20 protein-coding genes are annotated in these 22,855 nt (G+C 64.6%); 11 read left to right on the forward strand and 9 right to left on the reverse strand.

Going from position 1 to position 22,855, the window contains the following annotated elements:
* Nucleotides 1-34 precede the first annotated feature (34 nt).
* A complete protein-coding gene (locus AC1DMA_RS15420; RefSeq protein WP_478127518.1) occupies nucleotides 35-214 on the forward strand; it encodes a hypothetical protein in 180 nt (59 codons plus the stop codon).
* Nucleotides 215-245: 31 nt separating this feature from the next.
* On the opposite strand, the gene AC1DMA_RS15425 is transcribed toward AC1DMA_RS15420, so the two are convergent.
* Entirely contained in the window at nucleotides 246-557 is a 312-nt protein-coding gene (locus AC1DMA_RS15425) for a plasmid stabilization protein (protein ID WP_478127519.1), read from the reverse strand.
* Between the two features lie 218 nt (nucleotides 558-775).
* Here AC1DMA_RS15425 and AC1DMA_RS15430 point away from each other — a divergent pair, with 218 nt between their 5' ends.
* Nucleotides 776-1,546: an SGNH/GDSL hydrolase family protein gene (locus tag AC1DMA_RS15430; protein ID WP_478144747.1), complete on the forward strand. Its 771-nt coding sequence runs from the start codon at nucleotides 776-778 to the stop codon at nucleotides 1,544-1,546.
* Between the two features lie 20 nt (nucleotides 1,547-1,566).
* On the opposite strand, the gene AC1DMA_RS15435 is transcribed toward AC1DMA_RS15430, so the two are convergent.
* Entirely contained in the window at nucleotides 1,567-3,849 is a 2,283-nt protein-coding gene (locus AC1DMA_RS15435) for an ATP-dependent DNA helicase (protein WP_478144748.1), read from the reverse strand.
* Nucleotides 3,850-3,964: 115 nt separating this feature from the next.
* On the opposite strand from AC1DMA_RS15435, the gene AC1DMA_RS15440 reads away from it, so the two are divergent.
* Complete coding sequence (locus tag AC1DMA_RS15440; protein ID WP_478127522.1) at nucleotides 3,965-4,387, forward strand: hypothetical protein; 423 nt, start codon at nucleotides 3,965-3,967, stop codon at nucleotides 4,385-4,387.
* A 27-nt stretch (nucleotides 4,388-4,414) separates the two neighbouring features.
* Here AC1DMA_RS15440 and AC1DMA_RS15445 read toward each other — a convergent pair whose 3' ends face one another.
* Nucleotides 4,415-5,710, reverse strand: a complete 1,296-nt coding sequence (locus tag AC1DMA_RS15445) for an Nramp family divalent metal transporter (RefSeq protein ID WP_478127523.1) — start codon at nucleotides 5,708-5,710, stop codon at nucleotides 4,415-4,417.
* Nucleotides 5,711-5,897: 187 nt separating this feature from the next.
* Here AC1DMA_RS15445 and AC1DMA_RS15450 point away from each other — a divergent pair, with 187 nt between their 5' ends.
* The gene (locus AC1DMA_RS15450; protein WP_478144749.1) at nucleotides 5,898-6,905 is read left to right on the forward strand and encodes an SDR family oxidoreductase; all 1,008 of its coding nucleotides are present in this window, start codon (nucleotides 5,898-5,900) and stop codon (nucleotides 6,903-6,905) included.
* A 121-nt stretch (nucleotides 6,906-7,026) separates the two neighbouring features.
* A complete protein-coding gene (locus tag AC1DMA_RS15455; RefSeq protein WP_478127525.1) occupies nucleotides 7,027-7,506 on the forward strand; it encodes an FKBP-type peptidyl-prolyl cis-trans isomerase in 480 nt (159 codons plus the stop codon).
* Nucleotides 7,507-7,542: 36 nt separating this feature from the next.
* Here the strand turns inward: AC1DMA_RS15455 and AC1DMA_RS15460 are convergent, their stop codons facing one another.
* Nucleotides 7,543-8,745, reverse strand: a complete 1,203-nt coding sequence (locus AC1DMA_RS15460) for a DUF2252 domain-containing protein (RefSeq protein WP_478144750.1) — start codon at nucleotides 8,743-8,745, stop codon at nucleotides 7,543-7,545.
* 82 nt (nucleotides 8,746-8,827) lie between these two features.
* On the opposite strand from AC1DMA_RS15460, the gene AC1DMA_RS15465 reads away from it, so the two are divergent.
* A complete protein-coding gene (locus AC1DMA_RS15465) occupies nucleotides 8,828-8,983 on the forward strand; it encodes a hypothetical protein (RefSeq protein ID WP_478127526.1) in 156 nt (51 codons plus the stop codon).
* 137 nt (nucleotides 8,984-9,120) lie between these two features.
* Nucleotides 9,121-10,182 carry a pirin family protein gene (locus AC1DMA_RS15470; RefSeq protein WP_478144751.1) on the forward strand — a complete coding sequence of 354 codons (1,062 nt, stop codon included), beginning with the start codon at nucleotides 9,121-9,123 and terminating at the stop codon, nucleotides 10,180-10,182.
* A 15-nt stretch (nucleotides 10,183-10,197) separates the two neighbouring features.
* On the opposite strand, the gene AC1DMA_RS15475 is transcribed toward AC1DMA_RS15470, so the two are convergent.
* Nucleotides 10,198-11,094 (reverse strand): LysR family transcriptional regulator, encoded by an 897-nt coding sequence (locus AC1DMA_RS15475; protein WP_478144752.1) that lies wholly within the window; start codon nucleotides 11,092-11,094, stop codon nucleotides 10,198-10,200.
* A 71-nt stretch (nucleotides 11,095-11,165) separates the two neighbouring features.
* On the opposite strand from AC1DMA_RS15475, the gene AC1DMA_RS15480 reads away from it, so the two are divergent.
* Nucleotides 11,166-12,161, forward strand: a complete 996-nt coding sequence (locus AC1DMA_RS15480) for a bile acid:sodium symporter family protein (protein WP_478144753.1) — start codon at nucleotides 11,166-11,168, stop codon at nucleotides 12,159-12,161.
* Between the two features lie 23 nt (nucleotides 12,162-12,184).
* Here AC1DMA_RS15480 and AC1DMA_RS15485 read toward each other — a convergent pair whose 3' ends face one another.
* Nucleotides 12,185-13,195 (reverse strand): aldo/keto reductase, encoded by a 1,011-nt coding sequence (locus tag AC1DMA_RS15485; RefSeq protein ID WP_478144754.1) that lies wholly within the window; start codon nucleotides 13,193-13,195, stop codon nucleotides 12,185-12,187.
* A 36-nt stretch (nucleotides 13,196-13,231) separates the two neighbouring features.
* On the reverse strand, nucleotides 13,232-17,590 hold the full coding sequence (locus tag AC1DMA_RS15490) for a DEAD/DEAH box helicase (RefSeq protein ID WP_478144755.1): 4,359 nt from the start codon (nucleotides 17,588-17,590) through the stop codon (nucleotides 13,232-13,234).
* Nucleotides 17,591-17,765: 175 nt separating this feature from the next.
* Here AC1DMA_RS15490 and AC1DMA_RS15495 point away from each other — a divergent pair, with 175 nt between their 5' ends.
* Nucleotides 17,766-19,568, forward strand: coding sequence for an NAD(P)/FAD-dependent oxidoreductase (locus tag AC1DMA_RS15495; protein ID WP_478144756.1), 1,803 nt, complete (start codon nucleotides 17,766-17,768; stop codon nucleotides 19,566-19,568).
* A gap of 121 nt (nucleotides 19,569-19,689) precedes the next feature.
* Here AC1DMA_RS15495 and AC1DMA_RS15500 read toward each other — a convergent pair whose 3' ends face one another.
* Nucleotides 19,690-20,037 (reverse strand): FHA domain-containing protein, encoded by a 348-nt coding sequence (locus tag AC1DMA_RS15500; RefSeq protein ID WP_478127533.1) that lies wholly within the window; start codon nucleotides 20,035-20,037, stop codon nucleotides 19,690-19,692.
* Nucleotides 20,038-20,379: 342 nt separating this feature from the next.
* On the opposite strand from AC1DMA_RS15500, the gene AC1DMA_RS15505 reads away from it, so the two are divergent.
* Nucleotides 20,380-21,576, forward strand: coding sequence for an MFS transporter (locus AC1DMA_RS15505; RefSeq protein ID WP_478144757.1), 1,197 nt, complete (start codon nucleotides 20,380-20,382; stop codon nucleotides 21,574-21,576).
* Between the two features lie 63 nt (nucleotides 21,577-21,639).
* Here the strand turns inward: AC1DMA_RS15505 and AC1DMA_RS15510 are convergent, their stop codons facing one another.
* The gene (locus AC1DMA_RS15510) at nucleotides 21,640-22,287 is read right to left on the reverse strand and encodes a TetR/AcrR family transcriptional regulator (RefSeq protein ID WP_478144758.1); all 648 of its coding nucleotides are present in this window, start codon (nucleotides 22,285-22,287) and stop codon (nucleotides 21,640-21,642) included.
* Between the two features lie 140 nt (nucleotides 22,288-22,427).
* On the opposite strand from AC1DMA_RS15510, the gene AC1DMA_RS15515 reads away from it, so the two are divergent.
* On the forward strand, nucleotides 22,428-22,847 hold the full coding sequence (locus AC1DMA_RS15515) for a VOC family protein (RefSeq protein ID WP_478144759.1): 420 nt from the start codon (nucleotides 22,428-22,430) through the stop codon (nucleotides 22,845-22,847).
* Nucleotides 22,848-22,855 lie beyond the last annotated feature (8 nt).

Below are 22,855 nucleotides of genomic sequence, written 5' to 3' on the forward strand. Positions count from 1 at the left end.
CTACGATGGAGCCAACGCCCCACGGAGTCCCGACATGAGCAACGAGCTGCGCAACAAACTGCACGAACTGCAAGAGCTTTCGAACAACGCTGCCGACCCGCAGACGCGGGCAATCATCGAGGCGATACGGCTACAGACCGCGATCCTCAACGAGCGCCTCTTCAGGATCGAGCTTCAACTGACGGAAATGTCGAAGCGGTCAGATCCCGCCTGAGGCGGGCGCCCGTCGAAGGCGGGCAGCACAATCAGCCGCGATGCTCGGCGTTGCGCTTGCGGGTCGCAGCTGCCTTCTTGGCTGACGCCGAGCGTTCAGCAGCCGAGCGCGAGGCCGACGCCGCTCCACCTTTGTGGCCGCCCTTGTGCGCAGGCGCGTGGTTCTCCGCCTTGCCGCGGCCCGAGCCGCTCTTCTTGCCGCCGCCGGTTTCGGCATTGACTGTCGCCCAGGCGCGCCGCTCCGCTTCCTGCTTGGCCACGCCGCGATGCTCGTAGCCGCTTTCAATGTGCTCGGCCTGGCGTTTCTGCTTGCCGGTGTAGGACGATTTATCACCCCTTGGCATGCTGTGCTCCTAGTGCGTTGGGACGTCACATATCTCCCGCGACGCATGCGGCACGCGGGTAGGAATTCGCGGGCGATGTGCGTCAGCCGTCACTTTCATTGATGATCGCTGCGCCATTGGAAGTCTTCAGCATGGCCGTTGGGACGCTTCCTACATTTCGCGGATCAGGCTACCTTTAGGCTTCAGATCCAATCCAACAAAGTCCGGAAGGAGACCGTGTGAAACGCCAGAACATTGCAGCCGCGGCGGGCCTGTCCGTGCTGGCCGGCTTCATCGCGGCCACGGGCGGCTATGCCGCACTTCGCATCCGCCAGGCCGGCCGCAAGGCGCGCAGGGGCCATCCCTTCGAGCGCGTGGCACGTCCAGAGGGTGCCCGCCTGTTGATCGTCGGCGACAGCGCTGCCAAGGGCTCCGGCGCGAGCGCCCCTGAATACAGCCTCGCCGGCCTGCTGTCTCGCGCCAACCCGACACTCACGGTCGTCAACAAAGGAGCGCACGGCGCGCGCTTCGAAGACTTTGCCCGACAGCTCGAAGGAGACGAGCGCTTCGACGCGGTGCTGGTGCTCGGCGGCAGCAACGACCTCTTTCATGGCACCAGCGGCGGCGCGCTGCGCGACAGCGTCCGCCAGATCGCCCAGCGAGCTCGCATCCGCTCGGACCTCGTCATCTTCATGCCGCCCGGCAACGTCGGGAACACGCGATTTCTTCTTCCGCCCTGGAACTGGTGGATGCGCTTCCGCTCGCGCCAGCTCCATGCCATCGTCTCGGAGGTCGCGCAAGCCAATGGCGCGCAGTACGTTTCGCTCTACCAGGAGCGGGAGGACGATCCCTTCGCGCGGCATCCCGCCCGGCTGGTCGCGCCCGATGGCCTTCATCCCAGCGATGCGGGTTATGAGCTGTGGCAGCGCGAGCTCGAAGCCCAGGCGCAGCTTTCTGCCAGGCTGAGAAAGATAGGGCGCAGTGCCAGCGTGCGAGGACAGAGCTTCTGAGGCCCTGAGGCGATCGCGCTTCAACGCCTGGCAGCGAACATCGGCTGCACATGCCACCATGCCGGCAGCAGTTGCCGGATCTCGGGGCGCGCGAAACGGTCGTCGAGCAGGTAGAGCACGCCGGCGTCGGTCTCGGTTCGGATGACCCGGCCCGCCGCCTGCACGACCTTTTGCAGGCCGGGGTAGACATAGGTGTATTCGTAGCCATCGCCGAAGAGCGTGTCCAGCCGCTCGCGCATGACTTCATTCGGTTCGTTGTGCTGCGGCAGGCCAAGGCTTGCGACAAAGGCACCCACGAGCCGATCGCCCGGCAGGTCGATGCCCTCGCCGAACGCACCTCCAAGCACCGCGAAACCGACGCCTCGCCCGCCCGCTGCGAAGCGGGCCAAGAAGGCATCGCGGTCGGCTTCTCGCATGCCGCGCGACTGCGCCCACGCAGAAATTCCGGGGTGGCGCTCTCCAAAAGCCGCCGATGCGGCCGCCAGATAGTCGAAGCTGCTGAAGAACGCGAGATAGTTGCCCGGTTGCTCGGCAAACTGGCCGGCGATGACGTCGGTGAGCGCCGCCAGTGAACGGTCGCGATCCCGGAATCGTGTCGATACGTCCATCGCCACGCGCACCTTCAGTTGTTCGCTGCGAAAAGGCGAACCCACGTCCAGTGTCGCCGTGTCGTCGGGAAGGCCGAGCGTGTCGCGGTAGAAGGCGAACGGCGCCAGGGTGCCCGAGAAGCACACCGCCGAATCGCAGTCCGCGAAGCGACTCGCCAGGAAAGGCGCCGGCACGAGGTTGCGGATGACAAGGCTTCGCGTACCGTCGTCGGCGAGGGTGCATTCGAACACCGAATGCTTGCCGAAGGAATCGGCCAAGCGGGCGAAGCGGAGGAGGTCGAAGAAGCACTCCTGCAGCGGCCCGTTCGCATCATCCGGCCGTGCCGTGAAATGCTCGGCGATCGTGCCGACCGCATCCTGCAGCGCACGCGTGAATCGTTCCGGTATCTCGTCGCGTGGCTCATAGGCTGCGCTCTGGTCTCTTTGCAGCAACTGCCATTCGCGGTGCAGCTGCCCGAGCGCCTTCTTGATCAATGGCGGTGCCTTGCCACGCACGGCATCCATTGCCGCTGCTTCAAGCTGCGCGGAATACATGCCGCGCCCACGGTCCAGCAGGTTGTGCGCCTCGTCCACCAGCAGCGCGACGCGCCAGTCTTCCTCCTTCATCAGCCCAAAGAGGAAGGCGTTGCCGTCGAAGTAATAGTTGTAGTCGCCGACGATCACGTCGCTCCAGCGCGCCAGTTCCTGCGCGAGGAAATAAGGGCAAACCTCGTGCGCCAGGGCAATGCGTCGCAGCGTCGGCCGGTCGAGCCACGCGGCGCGTGCTGCCTCGCTGCGCGCCGCTGGGAGCCGGTCGTAGAAGCCGCGCGCCAGTGGGCAGGCTTCGCCATTGCAGGCCCGCCCCGGGTACTCGCAGGCCTTCTCGCGCGCTGTGAGTTCGAGCACGCGCAGCGCGGCTCGATCGCCATCCAGCGTACGCAGGGCATTCAGCGCGACGGAGCGGCCGGAGGTCTTTGCGGTGAGGAAGTAGATCTTGTCCAGCTTCTGCGCAGGCCGTGCCTTGAGCAATGGGAAGAGGGTGGCGACGGTCTTGCCGATGCCCGTGGGTGCCTGCGCGAGAAGACAGCGCCCGCCGGCGGCAGCGCGATAGACGGCCTGTGCCAGATCGCGTTGTCCGGCACGAAATTCGCCGTGCGGAAAGTTCAGCGCGCCCAGCGCCTTGTCGAGTTGCGCCCGATGATCCGCCTCCTGCTGGGCCCACGTGATGAAACTGCCGCAGAGCATCTCGAAGTGATCGCGCAGGGCTTCGCGCGTGCACGTCTCTTCGAGCACGACTTCCTCTTCCGTGCCGAGGTCGAGATAGACGAGCGCAACTTCCATTCGCTCCAGCGCATCGCGCTCGCAAAGCATCCAGGCGTAGGTTCGGGCCTGTGCCCAGTGCAGCGCGCGATGGTTGGCCTTGACGGCTGCGAAGTCTCCGCGGAAAGTCTTGATCTCTTCGACCCGTGCGCGATGAGGGTCGTAGCCATCGGCGCGTCCGCGCACCTGCAGCCGATCGTGGTGCGATGCGAGCGCAATCTCGCTTTCATAGCTGGGGCCGCGACGCCCCTGCACCAAGCGATGGCCGGCCTGTCCCTCCTGCGCGCTCGGCGCCGGCACGAAGCGCAGATCGAGATCGCCAGCCTTCGCCGCGAACGCGCAGAGCGTTTTCACGGACACTGTGAACGCTGGCGGTGAATCGAATACGGCGGCCATGAGGCTGATGAATGGGGCGGACGAAGCACTGGATGAACATACACATGTTAGCGGCGCCGGAGATAAGACAAACTCGGAAAGGCCAAGCGAATTCCACCAGCCCAAGGAAACAAAGATGTCCGCCGCCATGTTTGCCGCCCTGGGCTTCACCGTGGCACTGCTCGTGACCACGGCCTACTTCATCATGGGCTCCATCCCGCTCCTGATCCTGAAGCACGACAGTCCGCTCGATGCCCGTTTCGTGCGCGGGTTCTTCAATATCTACTACGTGGCGGCCTTCGTGAGTGCCGCCGCAACGGCCGTCAGCTATGCGCTCGCGGGCCGCTTCGGCGTTGCCTTGGGTGCAGCAGCGCTGGCATTGCTTGCCATGGTCTTGCGCAAGAAGGTCATTCCCAGGATGGACTCACTCGGCGCGGAGATCGAGTCGAACTACATGGATGCCATCCCGGGCTTTCGCCGGACTCACATCACGGCCATCCTGATCAATGTCGGCCAGCTCGCGCTGATTGTCTGGAGTCTCATCGCCTTCGGCCGATAGCCTGGAGCGAAAGGGCGGTCGCGCCGGTCACCAGATCGAAACCACGGCCAGCGCCACCGAAGCCGCCGCCATCGCCCCCGTGGCGAGCCACCCGAGCACCTTCCATTTTCGCGGCAGCACCATCTCGCTCATCACCTTGGGACTCGAAGCCGCGATCATCACGGCCGCCATCACAGGCACGGAGATGACGGCGTTGATTACCGCGGCCCAGTAGAGCGCGGAGATCGGGTTGACGCCGGATAGGCTGAACGCAACGCCGACGGCCATGGCCGCGGCGAGGATGCCGTAGAAGCTGCGGCCTTGCGCCAGCGTCAGGTCCAGGCCTTTGCGCACGTGGAAATAGCTCGCCACGGCTTCTGCCGCCGAGCCTGCGAGCACGGGCAGCGCCAGCATTCCGGTTCCGATGATGCCGACGGCGAACAGCAAGAACGCGGCATCGCCGGCCACCGGGCGCAGCGCAGCGGCGGCCTGCGCAGTGGATTCGATCTGCGTCTGGCCGGTCGCATGCAAAGTCGCGGCCGCCGCCGTGATCACGAAGAATGCAATGAGGTTCGAGAAGCCCATGCCCACGGCGGTGTCGATACGCAGGCGCCGCAATTGACGCCGCGCCTGCTCCGGGGCAACGCGCAGCGGCTGATCTGCCGGGACGCGCTTGATGTCCTGCACTTCCTGCGAGGCTTGCCAGAAGAAGAGGTAAGGGCTGATGCTGGTCCCGAGAATGGCGACGACGGTCGTCACGTACTCGCGGCCCCAGTGGAAGGAGGGTGCGAAAACGCCTCTCATCGCAGCACCCCAGTCCACGTCGACCACGAACACGACGCCCACATACGCGAAGAGCGACAACGTGAGCCACTTGAGCACACGCACATAGCGGTCGTAGGTCATGAAGACCTGAAGCAGCAGCGACAGGACCGCAAAGCCCCCCGCGTACCAGGCCGCCGGCCCGTGCAGGACCATTGCGGCCGAGGTGCCCATGGCGCTCAGGTCGGCGCCCAGATTGATCACATTGGCGGTCAGCAGCAGCAACACCAGCGAGGCGACCATCCAGCGCGGACAGAAGCGCGCGAATGTCTCGGTCAGGTTCTTGCCAGTGACGCGCCCGATGCGCGCGCTTGCAAGCTGGATCCCCATCATCAGCGGAAACGTGATCAGCAAGGTCCAGCCGAGGCCGTAGCCGAACTGCGCGCCAGCCTGCGAGAAGGTGGCGATGCCGCTGGGATCGTCGTCCGCTGCGCCCGTGATCAGCCCGGGGCCGAGCTTGGACCACCAGCGCTTGCCGGTCGGCGCCAGGTCGGCGGTCGCAAGATTGGATGGGGTGCTCATGAGGATCGAGGATTCCGAGAGTCGCAGCCGCCGACATTGGCGTGAGGTCTTCCCGGCGCGAATAGGTGCCCGCCCTGGCGTGCTGTGGGACGTCGTCGACTTCTGCGCAGGGGACGCGGTCTTGGATGACAAGGCGGGCCTCCAGGCGTCCCTACGTTGAGGCCATTCTTTGCAGGAGCACTCATCCATGACCTCGAACCAGGACCCCTCGAATTCGGACGCCGACAACGGCGACGTCGCCGTCCAGCACCGCAAAGTGCAGCGCGAGCAGGACGCCAAGGACCGCGCGACCGAATCCGCCTCGGAAGGCAAAGGGCCGGTGCAAGCCGGCCATGTGCCAGAGCCCGAGAACCCCATGCCCGCCCAACACCTCGACAAGCCCGGCCTGGAGGCAGAGATGGACCTTCAGCCGCGATTCAAGGCGAGCGGCTATCTCGGCAGCGGCAAGCTCAACGGAATGGTCGCACTGGTCACCGGCGGCGACTCGGGCATTGGCCGCGCGGTGGCGTTGCTCTATGCGCGGGAGGGCGCGGACGTGGCCATCGTCTACCTGAAGGACGAGCAGGTCGACGCCGACGAGACGCGCCGCTGCGTCGAAGCCGAAGGCCGCCACTGCGTGTTGATTCCTGGCGACGTCCGCGATCCACAGTTCTGCGAGCAGGCGGTCAAGCAAACGCTGGAGGCCTTCGGCAAGCTCGACATCCTCGTCAACAATGCGGCGTTCCAGCTCCACGCATCCTCGATCGAAGACATCACGGACGAGCGCCTGGACCTCACCTTGCGCACGAACGTGTTCGGCTATTTCCAGATGGCACGCGCGGCGGTTCCGCACCTGCCCAAAGGGGGTTCGATCATCAACACCGGATCCGTGACCGGCTTCGAGGGAAGCGCGCACTTGATCGACTACTCGACGACCAAGGGCGCCATCCACGCATTCACCAAATCATTGGCGAGCAACCTGCTGGACAAGGGCATTCGCGTCAACGCGGTGGCGCCGGGCCCGGTGTGGACACCGCTGAATCCTGCGGACAGCTCGGCCGATCAGGTCAAGGATTTCGGCAAGAACACCGACATGAAGCGCCCAGCCCAGCCTGAAGAGCTGGCTCCGGCCTATGTGTTCCTCGCTGCGCCGTCTTGCGCAAGCTACATCACGGGAATCGTCCTGCCGATCACGGGCAGCATCGGGGCGTTGTAGTGCGGCTGCGGAGTTGGGGTGCGGGTGCGGGTGCGGGGGTGAAATCGTAGACTCCGGATCTATCCGGAGGCCGATCCCGGCCCAGTACACGCATTCCGCACACACTCCGCAAGACCGTCCAATGAAAGTCACAGCCAACACCGTCGTCACCCTTCGCTACAAAGTCTCCGATGCCGCCACCCAGAAACTCGTGGACGAAGGTCGCGAGCCCATGGTCTATCTGCATGGTGGCTACGACAACACCTTCCCGAAGATCGAAGCTGCGCTGGAAGGCAAAGAGCCCGGCTTCCAGGCCACGCTCAACCTGCAGCCCGACGATGCTTTCGGAGCGCGTGATGAATCATTGGTGCGAACCATTCCCAAAAGCGAGTTCCCGCCCGGCGTGAAGGTGGGGGGCCAACTCGAAGGGCGCAACGACAAGGGCGAGCCCCAGGTCTTCAGCGTGATGAAGATCAAGGGGCCGCAGGTGATCCTCGATGGCAATCACCCGCTCGCAGGCAAGTCGCTCAAGTTCAGCCTGACGGTGACCGATGTTCGCGCGGCGACCGAAGAAGAGATCACGCATCGTCATGCGCATGGCGAGCACGGGCACCATCACTGAAACGCCACAACAGAGCCAAAAGCCGCGGCGACGCTATCAGGCCGAGAAGACGCCCCGCTCGTAGGCCGCGGAGTAGGTCGACCAGTCCTGTTGAACCTGCGCGGCGCATTCGATGGATGCATCGAGCACACGAGCTTTCCACTTGCTGCGCTGGCCGAAGTCGATCAGCTCGTCGGCGATGGCCGAACCCTGGCGCCCGGCGCTTCGCAACTGCGCCCACGCCACCAGCTTTCCCATCACGGCGATGACGCCTTCAAGATCGCTCGCGTCTCGCGCGGACCTGCCGCCCAACATCACCCGATCCTCGGCCGGCTGAAGGGCGCGCAAGACATAAGGCGAGCCGCCCAGCATCACGGGCTGCAGGAAGGCCATGGACACAGCCTGCAGGCGGCGCTGCAATGCGACGACCCGATGGGCTTCGGACTGCCATTTGGGTTGCGGCACCTTCAGCTGCGGCACCAGCGACGATGGAAGCGCCTCTTTCAGATCCAGCACGTAGTTGCCGTCGGGCGAACCCTTGCCCGCCACCAGAATGACGTAGCGGTCGACGCCGAGACTGCCGGTGCCCGCGATTCGCCGTGCCACGTCCAGCACTTCGTAAAACTTGGGATTTGCCTGAAGTGCGGCGTATTCATCGACGACGCCGATCACGAGGGCGCGTTGCTGGTCTGACGCAGCGAGTGCCTTCTTGCCGTCCGTTCGCAACAACCGTCGATGGCCGTTGAGGTCCGTGCGGCTCGCCAGAAACGCTGAACGCTGTCTCTCCCGGAGCGCGTCGAGCAGCACTCGCACCAGGCCCTGCGCGGTGTCGCGCTCCACCCAATAGGCTTTGCCCGCGCAGAGCGCAGTCGCATAGGCCTGGATGAAGGTCTCGCAGAGCTTGTGCGCTTTACCGGGCCGGACCGAAATGCTTTCGGCGCCGACCTGCAGACTCGTCAGAAACCGGACGAGGTCCCAGCTCGCCGGCGCCAACGCGGCCTCGTCGAAATCGTTGATGTCGAAATAGACGAGGCGGTTGTCGCCCTTGAAGCTGCCGAAGTTCTCCAGGTGCAGATCGCCGCAGACCCACGTCAGTGGCGCCGAGCGCAGCACGCCAGCGGGAGAAAGCCGTTCGTAGAACAGATGGCAGGTTCCGCGCAGGAAAACGAATGGACTCTCGCGCATCCTGGCGTACTTCAGCTGCAAGCGCTCCGGGTCGCGGCCCTTGTTGAAGGTTGCAATCTCGCGAACGACGTCCATCGCAGCACGATACGCGAATCAGGGCAAGCGGTGGCTTCTCGCGTCAGCAGGCATTCAGGCTTGCTGAGGCACATTCGGCGCCATGCCATTCCCCTCCCGAAGAAGCAAACGTCTGAAGACCCTCAAGAGCGCAAAGCCGTTGTCCGCAGCACTCATCCTGCAGCATGCCGCCTCCGCGGCGGTTGCCGTGGCACTGCTTGCCGCGGCGCATTCCATCAACATGATGATGGTTCACTGACAGGGCCGACCGGGCCACTGTTGCGCTCGTCGCTCGACTGCGTTGCGCGCGCCGGCCTTCTGCAGCGGCCCAATGGCCTCATATTCCGCTGATCGCCCGAGTCGCATCGACCGGGGAACTCAAAGGAATCGAGCGCCATGACCACTGCCAGCCCCATCGTCCAGATCAAAGCCCTCGGGTTTCCGTGGGAGACGATCGACCCGTTCCTCTTCTGCGTCTATCACGACGATGCCTATCCGCGCGCGAATGCGCAGATGGGCCCCGACACTGTGTTGGCCGGCCGCAACCTGGGGCAGGACTTCAGCCGCAAGGACGGCTGGAGCATGTATCACGGCACGACGGTTCCCGGCTTCCCGGGACATCCACACCGCGGCTTCGAAACCGTGACGATCGTGCGCAAGGGCCTGATCGATCATTCGGATTCGCTCGGCGCAACGGCCCGCTTCGGCGGCGGCGACGTGCAATGGCTTGCCGCAGGCAAGGGCATCGTGCATTCGGAGATGTTCCCCCTGCTAGACACGACCGCACCCAACCCGTTGGAGCTGTTCCAGATCTGGCTCAACCTGCCCGCTGCCAGCAAGATGGCCGAGCCGCACTTCACGATGTTCTGGTCCGAGGAGATTCCCAGCTTCACGGCAACTGACGCCGATGGCCTGAAGACTGAGATCGCCAGCATCGCGGGGCGGATCGGTCCCGTCGCCGGGCAACCCGGCGAGGGCAGCCCGCTCGCGCCTCCGCCGGACTCGTGGGCATCGAAGCCGGAGGCTGATCTCGCCATCTGGACGATCCGCATGGAGCCCGGCGCGCGCTGGACACTGCCGGCAGCGGCGGGTGAAGGCACGCGCCGCAGTCTCTACTTTTTCAAGGGCCGCTCGGTGTCGATCGCCGGTCAGAACGTCGACAGCCATGCGGCCATCGAACTGCGCGCTGATGCTGCCGTGGATCTGCTCAACGGCGACGCGCCGAGCGAATTCCTGGTGCTGCAGGGCAGGCCTATCGGCGAGCCTGTCGCGCAGTACGGCCCGTTCGTCATGAACACGCAGGCCGAAATCGCGCAGGCGATGTCGGACTATCGCCGCACGCAGTTCGGCGGTTGGCCGTGGCCTGACGACGCGCCGGTGCATGGGCGCGACCCTTCGCGCTTTGCGCGGCACCCCGGCGGCCGGGAAGAACGGCCGCTGGACCGCGCGGAGAGCTGAGCGCCTTCAGCGCCCTCAATTCCCTCGCTGCAAGGCCATCTCACGGATCAACGCCCACACGCGCTGAGCCAGCGGGGCTGGCGCTCGATTCCGGCGGTGCACGAGCATGATCGCGCGCTTCACCTTGGGCAGCAGCGGCCGCACGGCCAGCGTCCGCAACCCCTTGGGCGGCATCGCGAGCGCCGGCATCACGCTGATGCCGATTCCCTGCTCGACCATCCGGAAAGCCGTGGTGGGATGACCCACCTGCTGCCGGACATCGCAGCGCACGCCATGCGAGGCGAGGGCCTGATCGATCAGGCGCCGGCTGCCTGAGGCATGGTCGAGCAACACAAGCGGCTCGCCTTCGAGCATCAACCAGCGCACCGACGTCTTCGCCGAAAGGCGGTGGGTCGGGGGCATGACGAGGCAGAAGGGGTCTTCGAGAATCGCCTCGCAATGCAGGTCGTCCGCCGCCGTCGGCTCGACCACTACGCCGAAGTCGACCTCGCCGGCGCGCACGCTGTCGAGCACGTCCTGCTGAATTCGGTCGAGCAAAACGAGTTCAATGTCGGGATCGCGCCGCGCGCACTCGGCGATGCAAGCCGGCATTAGGTTCGCGGACAACGTCGGACTGCTCGCGACCCTGACCTTTCCGCGTCTGGCACCGGCCATGCCATGCACTTCCGCCAGTGTCTGGTCGAGCTCATCGAGCACCCGATCGAGCCGCAGCGCCAAGGACTGGCCGGCTTCGGTCAGCACGACCTCGCGCGTGGTGCGATCGAGCAGCTTCAGGCCGAGCTGCGCCTCGAGCTCAACGATGGAGCGGCTGACCGCCGGTTGCGTGAGCCCGACCTGATCGCCCGCACGGCTGAAGTTGCGCCCCTCGGCAACCGCCTGGAAAACGCGGAGCTGTCGAAGCGTGACATTCATGCGGTGCAATCATATATCTATCAAATAAATCCATTTCACTTTTGAATGTGGAAAGCGTCCAATCTCGCCCCATGGCACGTTCACGCTACCTCCCCGACAACTTCACCCTGGCGCTGGTCGCCGTCGTCACGCTCGCCAGCCTTTGGCCCGCCAGCGGGGGGGCGGCGCATTTCTTCGAACGGCTCACTACCGTCGCGATCGGGCTGCTGTTCTTTTTGCACGGCGCCAAGCTCTCGCGCGAAGCGATCCTCGGAGGCATCACGCACTGGCGCCTGCACGTGCTGGTGTTCGCAGCCACCTTCGTCATGTTTCCGTTGCTGGGACTGGCACTCCAGCCGGTGCTGACGCCGCTGGTCACCCCGGAGCTCTACACGGGCGTGCTCTTTCTTTGCGTGCTGCCCGCCACCGTGCAGTCGGCAATCGCCTTTACCTCGATGGCGCGCGGCAACATCCCGGCCGCCGTTTGCAGCGCATCGGCATCGACGCTGCTCGGGGTCTTCGTGACACCGATCCTGGTCAACCTGATCGTCGTGCCTCACAACGGCTCCGGCGCTTCGCTAGACGCCATCGGGCGCATCCTGCTGCAACTGATGGTGCCTTTCGTCGCCGGGCACCTGCTGCGGCCATGGATCGGCGCCTGGATCAAGCATCGTGCATCAGTGCTCACGCTGGTCGACCGCGGCTCCATCCTTCTGGTCGTCTACACCGCGTTCAGTGCGGCCGTGATCGAGGGCCTGTGGAAGCAAGTGCCGATGAGCGCGCTGGCAGGACTGCTGGTCGTCTGCGCCGTGTTGTTGGCCCTGGCGCTCTGCATCACCACTTGGGCGGCCCGCAGCCTCGGCTTCGACAAGGCCGACGAAATCACGATCGTGTTCTGCGGCTCCAAGAAGAGCCTTGCGAGCGGCATTCCGATGGCGAAGGTGCTCTTCGCCTCACATGCAGTCGGCGCCATCGTGCTGCCGCTGATGCTTTTCCACCAGATGCAACTGATGGTCTGCGCTGTGCTGGCACAACGCTACGCCCGCCGGCAGGAAGCGGTCAAAGCAGCCCCTGCCAAGACGGCCTGAATACCGTTGGCCGCGGGCGCGAGTCAACGGGGAGCGTCGCCCTTGCGGTACTCGGCTGTCAGGTCGTCCAGGCGCTTCTTCAGGTCCGCATCCAGCTTGTAGTCCGCGGCGGCAAGCGTCGCATCCAGTTGTTCTGGTCGGCTGGCGCCCAGCAGCGGCGCGGTGATCAGCGGATTGGCCATCACCCATGACACGGCCAGGGTCGCGAGCGGTACGCCGGCTTCATCGGCCAGCTTGTGCAATTGCGCAACCGTGGCAAAGCTGCGCTCGTTCCAGTAGCGATCCTGGTACATCGAGCCGGCGGTTCCGAGCGTGAAGCGCGTGTTGTCTTCCGGTTTGGCGCCGGACTTGTACTTGCCCGTCAGCAGGCCGCCTGCCAATGGGTTGTACGGGATCACGCCCAAGCCTTCCTCGCCCGCCAGCGGGAGCAGTTCGCGCTCGATTTCGCGGAACAGCAAGCTGTAGCGCGGTTGCACCGACACCAGCTTCGTGAGCTTGTGCAGTTCACTGCGTCCGATGGCTCGGGCAAGCCGGTATGCCAGGAAGTTGGAAACCCCGATGTAGCGTGCTCGGCCCGAGCGCACGATCACGTCCAGCGCCTCCAGGCTTTCGTCGATCGGCGTCTCGCGGTCGTCCGAGTGCAATTGGTAAAGGTCAACATGATCCGTTTGCAGGCGCTTGAGCGATGCATCGATGGCATCGAGCAGGTGCTTGCGCGATGCGCCTTGGTCCCAGCTGTTCGGCCCGACCTTGCCGCAGGCTTTGGTCGCGATGATGAATCGGCTGCGTCCGCCGGCACCCTTTGCGTGCAGCCAGCGGCCGATGATTTCTTCGGTGCGCCCGGTGGTTTCGACATCGCCGCCGAGCGGGTACACATCGGCCGTATCAAGAAAATTGATGCCGCCTTCCGTCGCATGGTCGAGGATGCGGTGCGACACGGCTTCGTCGGTCTGCAGGCCGAAAGTCATGGTGCCGAGCGCGAGGCGCGACACAGTCAGGCCGGTGCGGCCAAGGCGGGTGGTAGGGATGCTCATGGAAAGACTCCGATCGCTGGGCTGATGGGATCATAGTCAAGCAGCCTGCGCTGCCATCTCAAGGAACCGCAAGGAAATATCGGACGTCAGCGCGCGCGTCACGGCTTGAGCTTCCGACGATGTCAACGTAGTCAGCAGCTCGACCTGGCCAGCCACATTGGTGCCCAAGGGAACTCCGTCCCGGAAAGCCACGCGCGCGCCCGAGACGCGCGGCACCTTCGGCCCTGGCAAGACCGTGCCGAGCAGATTGGCAGGATCGATCGCGGCGAGGCAAACCAGTGCCCCGTCCAGCGGCTGGCGCCGCACTTGCCGCATCAGGCCGATGGCCTCGGGCAGCGCGAATTGTTCTCCGGCAACGCCGGCGATGAAACGGCCTCCGCGAATCTCTCCGCGCGCTTCGAGGCGGCGATAGCAGCGCACGAGATCACGCCACGGCGGAAGCCACGACGCTTCGCGCTCCAGCACGCGCCAGCACACCACCCCGTAGCGGCGCAACAGGATGCGCGCGACCTGCTCGATGGCGTCCGGCGATGTGGAGGCGGCCGCGCCACCAGAGTCCGCCGCGCGTTGCCGCACCAGCGACCATCGACCTGCGTCCTCGATGCCGAACAGCGACGTGCGGCGGCGACGGCGCGCATGCGTCGACGAGCGCTTGGATGGCGGTATGAGCAACGCGCGCAACCCCGCAAAGCTGTCGCAATGCGCGCGACCGCGTACGACCAGTTCGCTCAATGCGTCTTCGAGTTCCGTGCCCAGCAGATGCGTGCCTTGGACGATTTCATCGAAGAAGGACGCGCCGCGCTCGGCGAGGAACGCCGCCACCCGCTGCGCGCGCGAGCCCAGCGCCGCATCGTCGACTGGCGCCGGTGCAAGGCCCGCCCAAAGAGAAGCCGTCTTGCGCGGCAGCAACAGCACGGGGGTTGCCCGCAGCGATGCGCCGCCGCCACCGGGCCGGCCATCCGCGGCGGGCGGACGCAGTCGCGTCCACAGCGTGCGCCCGGAAGTGCACAGGTCGTCGAGCCATGCAGCCGCGTAGTCCTTGACCCGCGCCGGCAGCAGCTCGGCCTCCCAACTGGCCGCCGGCGCCTCGTAGCCTTCGAGCTGCGTCAGGATGCCCGCCAATGCGTCGGGCCCGCTGACGCGGCTGGCGGGACCGACGTGCTGCCATTCAAAGAGGAAGCGCGCGAAGTCCCGCGGTTCGACAGGTTCGATCTCGCGCCGCAAACGCTTCAAGGTGTAGCGATGGATGCGCGCGAGCAGATGCCGCTCGCACCACTCGATCGATTCGGCCCCGGGCGTGAACCGGCCTTGGAGCACGTAGCCTTCGGCCTCCAAGGCAGACAGGGCTGCATCGACGGCGCCGCGCGGCAATTGCAACTGCGCTGCCAAATCGTCAGCATGCATCGGTCCGAGCGCCGTCAGGCGCGAACGCAGCAACTCGCGCAACGCCTCTTCGGAACTGCCGTGCGCGTGCGCGTACTCGGCGGGCGACTCGATCGCCGGGTGCAGCGCGGCATTGGGGTACAGCACCCCGACCTGCGCAAGACGCTCCGCCACGACCCACAGACCCGCGCCGGATTGCGCGCCTGCAGGCACCAACCGCGTGGCGCGTCCGACTTGCGCGAGTGCTTGCAGCCAAGTCGGCCACTCGGCGTTCGCCGATGCTTCCGCGTCTGTCGCAATGCCCAGGCCGCTCAACGCCTCATGCATCTCGTCGATGCCACGCACAGTGGGCCAGGCTTCTTCACGAACACTGTCGATGGCGTCGTGATCGAGCTGACCCATATCGTCCGCGCTTTCGGGATCGACATAGCGGCGACTCTGCACAGCCTGCGTGCGGCGTTCCTCGATGGGGGCGTCATCGAGGAATGCGTAGGGCCGCGCATTCAGCGCCTCAGCGGCAAGCGGCGAGGGCGCGGGAAGATCGCGCGCCACCACTTCGACTTCGCCCGATTCCATACGACTAAGCAACCGGAGCCAGCCCTCGGCATCCATCGCGTCATAGAGGCAGTCCTGCAGGGTCTGCGCGACCAGCGGATGGTCCGGGATCTCTCGCGCACCGGCGAGGTTTTCGGCGCAGGCCAGTTGGTCCGGAAACACGGAGGCAAGAAGATCCTCCGACTTCATGCGTTGCAACTGCGGCGCCACCTTGCGCCCGCCGACGAAGCGCGGCAGCGCTAGCGCCGTGGTGGCATTCCACCGCCAGCGCGCGCCAAAGAGCGGCGCATCCAGCAGCGCCTGCACCAGGACGTCGAGTGCCGATGCCGAATGCAGATAACGCGCAACCTCATCCAGCGCAAAGCTGTGGCTGGTCGCCAGCGACAGCACGATGCCATCCTCGGTCGCTGCGGCCTGCAATTCGAAATTGAACTTGCGGCAGAAGCGCTTGCGCAGCGCAAGTCCCCAGGCGCGGTTGATTCGGCTTCCGTGAGGCGAGTGAATCACCAGCTGCATGCCACCGGATTCGTCGAAGAAGCGCTCCATCACGATGCGCTCCTGCGTCGGCAATGCGCCCAGCGCCCGTTCAGCGCGCGCAAGGTAGTCGACGATCTGTCGCGCAGAGGCGGCATCGATGCCTGTCGTGCGAACGAGCCACTCCTGGGCCGCATCGACGCCGCGCGCCGCGAGCACCTCGGCGATTTCGCCGCGCAGCCGCGACACACCGAATGAGAGCTCATCCGTCCGCCCCGGCGCTTCGCCCAGCCAGAACGGGATATTCGGCGCGGCACCATGTGCATCCTCGACCCGGATCCGGCCGGGTTCGACGCGCAGGATTCGATAGCTCGCGTTGCCAAGCTGGAAGACGTCGCCCGCCAGGCTCTCGACCGCGAAGTCCTCATTGACCGTGCCGATCTTGTGCGCCTGCGGTTCCAGCATCACCGTGTAGTCGCCCGTCTCCGGAATGGTTCCGCCGGACGTCAGCGCAGTCAGGCGTGCACCCTTGCGCTGCCGCAGGCGATGATGAACGGCATCGCGATGCACATAGCTCGCGCGATGCCCCTGCCGTGTGGTGAAGCCTTCCGCCAGCATGCGGACCACCGACACATAGGCCTCACGCGTCAACTGTGCATAGGGCCACGCGCGACGGACGAGCGCGAAGAGTTCGTCTTCGTCCCATTCGCGGCTCGCGGTCTCGGCGACGATTTGCTGTGCCAGGACATCGAGGGGCGCCGGCAGCACGTGCAGCGCGTCCAGTTCGCCGCGGCGCACGCAGTCCAGCAGCGCCGCGCATTCGACCAGTTCATCGCACGATTGCGGAAAGAGCCGCGCCTTCGGCACACCGCCCACCGCATGGCCTGAGCGCCCTGCGCGCTGAAGGAAGGTGGCGATGGATCGCGGCGAACCCAGTTGGCAGACGAGATCGACATCGCCGATGTCCAGGCCGAGCTCTAGCGAGGCCGTGGCGACCAGCACCTTCAGGTCGCCGCGCTTCAGGCGCTGTTCGGCGTCCAGGCGCGTTTCCTTCGACAGGCTGCCATGGTGCGCGGCCACCACTTCCTTGCCCAGAATCTCCCCGAGGTGCCGCGCTGCGCGTTCGGCCATGCGGCGCGTGTTGACGAAGACCAGCGTCGTGCGATGCGCATGGACCAGCGCCGCGACCCGCGCATAGACCTGCTCCCATTGCTCGTTCGACATCACCGCTGCAAGCGGAGTAGGCGGGAGTTCCAGCGCCAGATCGCGCTGCTTGGCATAGCCGATGTCGACGATCTCGCAATCTGCCACGCCGTCCTTCACCGCGCCCGCACCGACGAGAAAGCGCGCAATCTCGTCGATCGGCTTCTGCGTCGCCGAGACGCCGATGCGCGTCAGCGGGCGTTCGCAGATCGCCTGCAGCCGTTCGAGCGACAGCGCCAGGTGGCTGCCGCGCTTGCTGGAGACCACCGCATGGATCTCATCGACGATCACCGTGCGAACGGTCGACAGCATCTTGCGGCCCGATGCCGATCCCAGCAGCACGTACAGCGACTCGGGCGTGCTGACCAGGATGTGCGGGGGCTTGCGGAGGCTCTCCTGACGCTCCTTAGCAGGCGTGTCGCCCGTACGGACCGCGGTGCGAATCTCGACGTCCGGCAACCCGAGGTTGGAGAGCTCGCGGCGGATGCCGGCGAGTGGCGCTTTCAGGTTGAGGCCGATGTCGTTGGATAGTGCCTTGAGCGGCGAAACATAGAGCACGACCGTTTCGTCGACCAGCCCCCCGGCATCGAGACCCTGCCGCACAAGCGCATCGAGTGCCGCGAGAAAAGCCGTCAGCGTCTTCCCCGAGCCTGTGGGTGCCGCGATCAGCGTGTGGCGGCCTGCGGCGATCGCCGGCCATGCAGCGGACTGGGCGTCCGTCGGGGCGGGGAATGTCGCGCGAAACCAGTTGGCGACGGCGGGGTGGAAGTCGTGGATCACCGAACGGAGTCAGATCAGGTCTGCGAGGCGGATATCAAGGCACCGCCTCCAGACTGGCACGATCACCGAACCGGCGCAAGTCCAAGGCGAGTGATCGGCGTTTGACGACAGGCGCCGATGGGGGTACGGTTGCCGCCGGCCTGCACGCGGGGGCCGGATCGAAGGAGACAAAGCGATGACGGATCTGTCCACTCACCCGACACAGATCGCCGGCGCCTGGCTGGCCGATTTCAGCTCCGCGCTCGAAAAACAGGACATCGACGCCGCGGTGGCGCTGTTCGAGCCTGATTCGTACTGGCGCGATCTCGTCGCTTTCACCTGGAACATTCGCACGCAAGAAGGCGCCGAGGCCATCCGCCAGATGCTGAAGGCGCGACTGGCCGACACGAAGCCCGTGGGCTTCGCCGTCGAAGGCGACGCGACAGAGGCCGACGGTGTGGTCGACGCGTGGTTCACCTTCGAGACCGCTGTGGCGCGCGGGCGCGGCCATCTGCGATTGCGCAATGGCAAGGCCTGGACGCTGCTGACGACCATGACCGAGCTCAAGGGCTTCGAGGAGCCCAAGGGCGAGCGCCGCATCAAGGGTGCCGAGCATGGGGCGAATCCGCAGCGCAAAAACTGGCAGGAGCGGCGCGACGAAGAATCGAAGACCCTCGGCTATTCGGAGCAGCCATATGTCGTGATCATCGGCGGCGGCCAGGGCGGCATCGCGCTCGGCGCGCGCCTGCGGCGCATGGGTGTGCCGACCATCATCGTCGAGAAGAACGCGCGGCCCGGCGATTCCTGGCGCAAGCGCTACAAGAGCCTGTGCCTGCACGACCCGGTCTGGTATGACCATCTGCCGTATCTGCCATTTCCGGAGCACTGGCCGGTCTTCTCGCCGAAGGACAAGATCGGCGACTGGCTCGAGATGTACACCAAGGTGATGGAGCTCAACTACTGGAGCTCCACGACGGCAAAGAAGGCGCGCTTCGACGAAGAGAAGAACGAGTGGGAAGTGACGGTCGAGCGCGACGGCAAGGAAATCACGTTGCGACCCAAGCAACTGGTGTTCGCGCTCGGCGTATCGGGCTATCCCAACGTGCCGAAGATCCCCGGCGCGGAAACCTTCGAGGGCGAACAGCACCACTCCAGCGCTCATCCGGGCCCTGAAGCCTGGCGCGGCAAGAAGTGCGTGGTGCTCGGGTCGAACAACTCGGCGCACGACATCTGCGCCGCGCTGTGGGAAAACGGCGCCGACGTCACGATGATCCAGCGCAGTTCGACGCATATCGCGCCATCCGATTCGCTGATGGAACTGGGGCTCGGCGCCCTGTATTCAGAGGCCGCCCTGAAGGCTGGTGTCACTACCGACAAGGCCGATCTGATCTTCGCGTCCATCCCCTACAAGATCCTGGCGCCGATGCAGGTGCCGATCTACGAAGAGATGAAGAAGCGGGATGCGGACCTGTACGCGCGCCTTGAAAAGGCCGGCTTCATGCTGGACTTCGGCCCCGACGGCTCCGGCCTTTTCATGAAGTACCTGCGGCGCGGTTCCGGCTACTACATCGACGTCGGCGCATCCGAGCTCGTCGCCAACGGCAGCATCAAGCTCAGAAGCGGCGTCACCATCGAGCGCATCAATCCGCGCTCCGTCACGCTCAGCGACGGCACCGAACTGCCGGCGGACCTCATCGTTTACGCAACTGGCTACGGTTCCATGAATGGCTGGCTCGCCGACCTGATCTCGCCCGAGATCGCCGACAAGGTCGGCAAAGTCTGGGGCCTCGGCTCCGACACTGCCAAGGACCCCGGCCCGTGGGAAGGCGAACTCCGCAACATGTGGAAGCCCACCCAAGTCCCGCAACTCTGGATCCACGGCGGCAACCTCCACCAGTCGCGCCACTATTCCCAGTTCCTTGCCCTGCAACTCAAAGCCCGCATGGAAGGACTCCCCACCCGCGTCTACGAGCTGGCCCCCACCCACCACACCCGATAAAGCCGCCCCAAAACGGGCGCGCCAGTTCCAGAAACACCGCGGAACCGGCTAAGCCGGCCCGCCGGTGTTGCCCCCGGCAGGGGGAAGGCGGCGACACGAAGTGCGCAAGCCTGGGGGCGAATCACATCAACGGTCCCCGTTCACTCATCAGCCGCATGGCCTCGTCGGCAACCGACTCTTGATCGACCGCGAGGAAGCGCATCCAGTAACCGGCGATATCGATGTTGTCGCCGTTCGCCAGAAGTTGCACATGGATACGCCTTCCATTCACGAAAGTACCGTTCTTGCTGCCCAGATCGCGGATGGTGATCAGCGGCCCCTCCGTCCTTAGCGCCGCATGAAACCGGCTCACGCGCATGGATGCGAGCACAACATGGTTGCGCTCGGCTCGACCGATGGCCAGAACGGGCTCGGCAACGGGGACCTGCGTGGTCTCGCCCTTGGGTGTCATCAGGATCAGCAGTGCCATCTGCGCGCGCTCCCGGGAGGTTTGCACAGTAGCGTTGCGACATTCGAAGTACAACGCTTGCGCCGTTACAACTCGGAGTGCGTCAGACCCAACGAGCCAGCCGTTGAAGCGCGCGGCTGGCGAAAAGCGCCCCTAAACTCCGCGCTCGAGCAAACCTGAAGATGGTCTTTGAATGCATATTCACTTAAGAAGAATCCAGGCGCACTCTCTCCATATCTGGGCTAAGTCGATGCATCCTGAAGAACGTTTGAGCCCCCCGCACGCCGAGGCTTTGGAAACCCTTGCGCGTGACCCCTTGTGAAAGGGGAGGCGCACCCGTCGAATCCTCGCGCCCGCCGCCTTTTGACCGCACAGGCTTTTGCAAGCCTCGCCCAATGGACTGACGTTTTCCTGATTTTTTCTGTCCCTGCTTTTCTGTGGAAATCCAGCCCGGGGGAGATGGCGCTTCTTGCGGCTCTTTTCGGTATTCCGAGTTTGGTTTTAGGGCCGTTCATTGGCGTCTTTTTAGATCGCGTCGACGCTCGAAAGGTTATCTATGTCGGCATCCTGACGCGATCAATATTGACGGGTGCGATCGCCTTTGCGCCCAATTATGGCTTTTTTGCCGTTCTGGTTTTCCTCAAGGGCTTCGCGAATGTTTGCTACTGGCCGGCAGCGGCTATCGTCACCAACCGCGTTGTAGGAAGCGCCGATCGCGTCAAATATTACAGCGGCCTTAGCGTGTTCGATCAGGGCGCCAAGATCATTACGCCGCTCGTTGCGGGCGTGCTTACGATGATTTTTGCATCACAGATGATTTTTATTTTCTCTGCATGCATGACGATAGTCGGCGCAATACTATTACCGAAGCTGTTGAGCAGCGCGAGTCTTGACTGGAGCTCGCCGGAATCCAAAGAGCGGGGCCCAAAAGGTAATGCAATGGGGTTTCGTCAGTTTTTCTTTCTTCCTCGCGATTTGATTGTCACCATCGCGCTGGGGGTTGGCATGTCGTTGGCACTGGCAGTTTACGATCCTCACCTGGCTCGTTTTCTTTCCGGTTCCGGCTTTGATGCTCGCGCCTTTTCGATCGTAGTGTCTGCCACAGGTGCGGGCGCTGTGATCGGTGCGATATTGGTTCGCTTTGTCTTTTCGAGGGCGGCCCCAGTGGCGCTGATGCAAAGCGGTATCGCGGCGTTTACTATTGCAGTAACTGGCGCTGCTGTCGTGTCGACCTTTTACATGGACTCGGCAACGATATCTGTCTTTGTATTGATCTGGCTCCTCAACGGCCTCGGCTACGAGTTGTTCCTGATCGGCAATGGAGTTAATTTGCAGAATACATGTCCCTTGCCAATGCTCGGGCGGATTAGCACATCCGCGCGCAGCTTGCAGATGCTGGTTGTGGTGAGTGGGCCAGCCCTCGGGGCGTGGCTTATAAATGCTCAGAGCCGATCTGCGCCCTTTGTCGTTGGAGCGGCAATTGCCTGGTTGCTGCTCGGGTTTTCTTTGTGCTGGCTAAGGGCAAATTTTTCACCCAGCTTCACCAAGACTGCTCAGTGAGTTCGCTCCGCGCGCTTGGCGACTCTCACTGGAGAAGTGAACAGGTCGTCAGTTGGCGCGACGCTACAGCCCCTTTTCAACCATATCTACAACCCGCCGGCCCAGCGCCTCGGCTTGGCCCGGCGGCATGCCTCTCAGAGGTCCATCGATGACGAGCAGCGCGAATCCGTGCACGGCCGACCAAGCCAGGAATTCCGCGCCCGGCCGGCTCTCGGGCGCCATTGCGCCGGCGGCAACCAAGCGGTCCAGCGCGGCGCCAAGGAGTTCGAATGGATTCAAGCCGCTTTGGCCGCTCTTGGCTTCGGAGGGCTGGTCATTCACATCGACAGGCGTTGCAAAGGCCATTCGGAACAAGCCGGTCTCCGCCTGCGCGAAGCGCAGATAGCCGGTGCCGACGGCGCGAAGGCTCGCACGAGCGAATTCCGCAGCATCCTGCGCAGGCGGGAGGGTCGCAAATTCAGCCTCCATCGCGCGCGCCACCGCGGACAGGGCCGCAGCCCGTACCGCTTGCAGCAGGGCTTGCCGGTTTGCGAAGTGCCGATACGCCGCATTGGGGGCCACGCCTGCGCGGCGCGTCGCCTCGCGCAACACCACCGCTTCCGGGCCGCCCGCACGCGCGAGTTCGATGCCCGCGTCGAGAAGCGCACGCCGAAGATCTCCGTGCCGATAAGTACTGCGTGGGGCAGGAGCCAGGGCAGCAGATGGGGTCATCGAGCGTTTCATGTGGACAGCGTTCATTGTGTTTGCTATTGTCTTGTGGACGTTGTACACAAAGCAAGTCACGTCGCTGCGGGTGCATCCGCATCCCGCCTCCAATCGCCCACCCGTGCATTCACCCACAGGAGAACCTCATGCAAGTTCAGCCCTATCTGATGTTTGATGGCCGCTGCGAAGAAGCGCTCGAGTTCTATCGCAAGGCGGTAGGCGCGCAGATCACCTCGCTGATGCGCTTCAAGGAGATGCCGGAACCCAATGCTGCAGAGATGTGCCCGCCCGGTTCGGCGGAGAAGGTGATGCACTCAAGCTTCACGATCGGCAAGACAACGCTCATGGCGTCAGACGGCAATAACACCGGCAAGCCAGTGTTCCAAGGGGTCTCGCTGTCGCTGATCGTGGACGACGAGGCGCAAGCCAATCGCTTGTTCTCCGCACTGGGAGATGGCGGCCAAGTGCAGATGCCACTTGGCAAGACCTTCTTCTCCCCGGCCTTCGGCATGGTGGCGGACCGGTTCGGCGTTTCCTGGATGGTGGTGGTGATGCAAGAAGGTTGAGCGGACCC

The organism is Variovorax sp. 05N34, from assembly GCF_056397405.1.

Bases quoted from the DNA above. Each gene is read 5' to 3' on its own strand.
- AC1DMA_RS15450 (WP_478144749.1), top strand. From the start codon at position 5,898: ATGACCTCGAACCAGGACCCCTCGAATTCGGACGCCGACAACGGCGAC.
- AC1DMA_RS15460 (WP_478144750.1), bottom strand. From the start codon at position 8,745: ATGGACGTCGTTCGCGAGATTGCAACCTTCAACAAGGGCCGCGACCCG.
- AC1DMA_RS15485 (WP_478144754.1), bottom strand. From the start codon at position 13,195: ATGAGCATCCCTACCACCCGCCTTGGCCGCACCGGCCTGACTGTGTCG.
- AC1DMA_RS15420 (WP_478127518.1), top strand. From the start codon at position 35: ATGAGCAACGAGCTGCGCAACAAACTGCACGAACTGCAAGAGCTTTCG.
- AC1DMA_RS15425 (WP_478127519.1), bottom strand. From the start codon at position 557: ATGCCAAGGGGTGATAAATCGTCCTACACCGGCAAGCAGAAACGCCAG.
- AC1DMA_RS15495 (WP_478144756.1), top strand. From the start codon at position 17,766: ATGACGGATCTGTCCACTCACCCGACACAGATCGCCGGCGCCTGGCTG.
- AC1DMA_RS15510 (WP_478144758.1), bottom strand. From the start codon at position 22,287: ATGACCCCATCTGCTGCCCTGGCTCCTGCCCCACGCAGTACTTATCGG.
- AC1DMA_RS15455 (WP_478127525.1), top strand. From the start codon at position 7,027: ATGAAAGTCACAGCCAACACCGTCGTCACCCTTCGCTACAAAGTCTCC.
- AC1DMA_RS15465 (WP_478127526.1), top strand. From the start codon at position 8,828: ATGCCATTCCCCTCCCGAAGAAGCAAACGTCTGAAGACCCTCAAGAGC.
- AC1DMA_RS15480 (WP_478144753.1), top strand. From the start codon at position 11,166: ATGGCACGTTCACGCTACCTCCCCGACAACTTCACCCTGGCGCTGGTC.
- AC1DMA_RS15435 (WP_478144748.1), bottom strand. From the start codon at position 3,849: ATGGCCGCCGTATTCGATTCACCGCCAGCGTTCACAGTGTCCGTGAAA.
- AC1DMA_RS15475 (WP_478144752.1), bottom strand. From the start codon at position 11,094: ATGAATGTCACGCTTCGACAGCTCCGCGTTTTCCAGGCGGTTGCCGAG.
- AC1DMA_RS15500 (WP_478127533.1), bottom strand. From the start codon at position 20,037: ATGGCACTGCTGATCCTGATGACACCCAAGGGCGAGACCACGCAGGTC.
- AC1DMA_RS15470 (WP_478144751.1), top strand. From the start codon at position 9,121: ATGACCACTGCCAGCCCCATCGTCCAGATCAAAGCCCTCGGGTTTCCG.
- AC1DMA_RS15445 (WP_478127523.1), bottom strand. From the start codon at position 5,710: ATGAGCACCCCATCCAATCTTGCGACCGCCGACCTGGCGCCGACCGGC.
- AC1DMA_RS15515 (WP_478144759.1), top strand. From the start codon at position 22,428: ATGCAAGTTCAGCCCTATCTGATGTTTGATGGCCGCTGCGAAGAAGCG.
- AC1DMA_RS15440 (WP_478127522.1), top strand. From the start codon at position 3,965: ATGTCCGCCGCCATGTTTGCCGCCCTGGGCTTCACCGTGGCACTGCTC.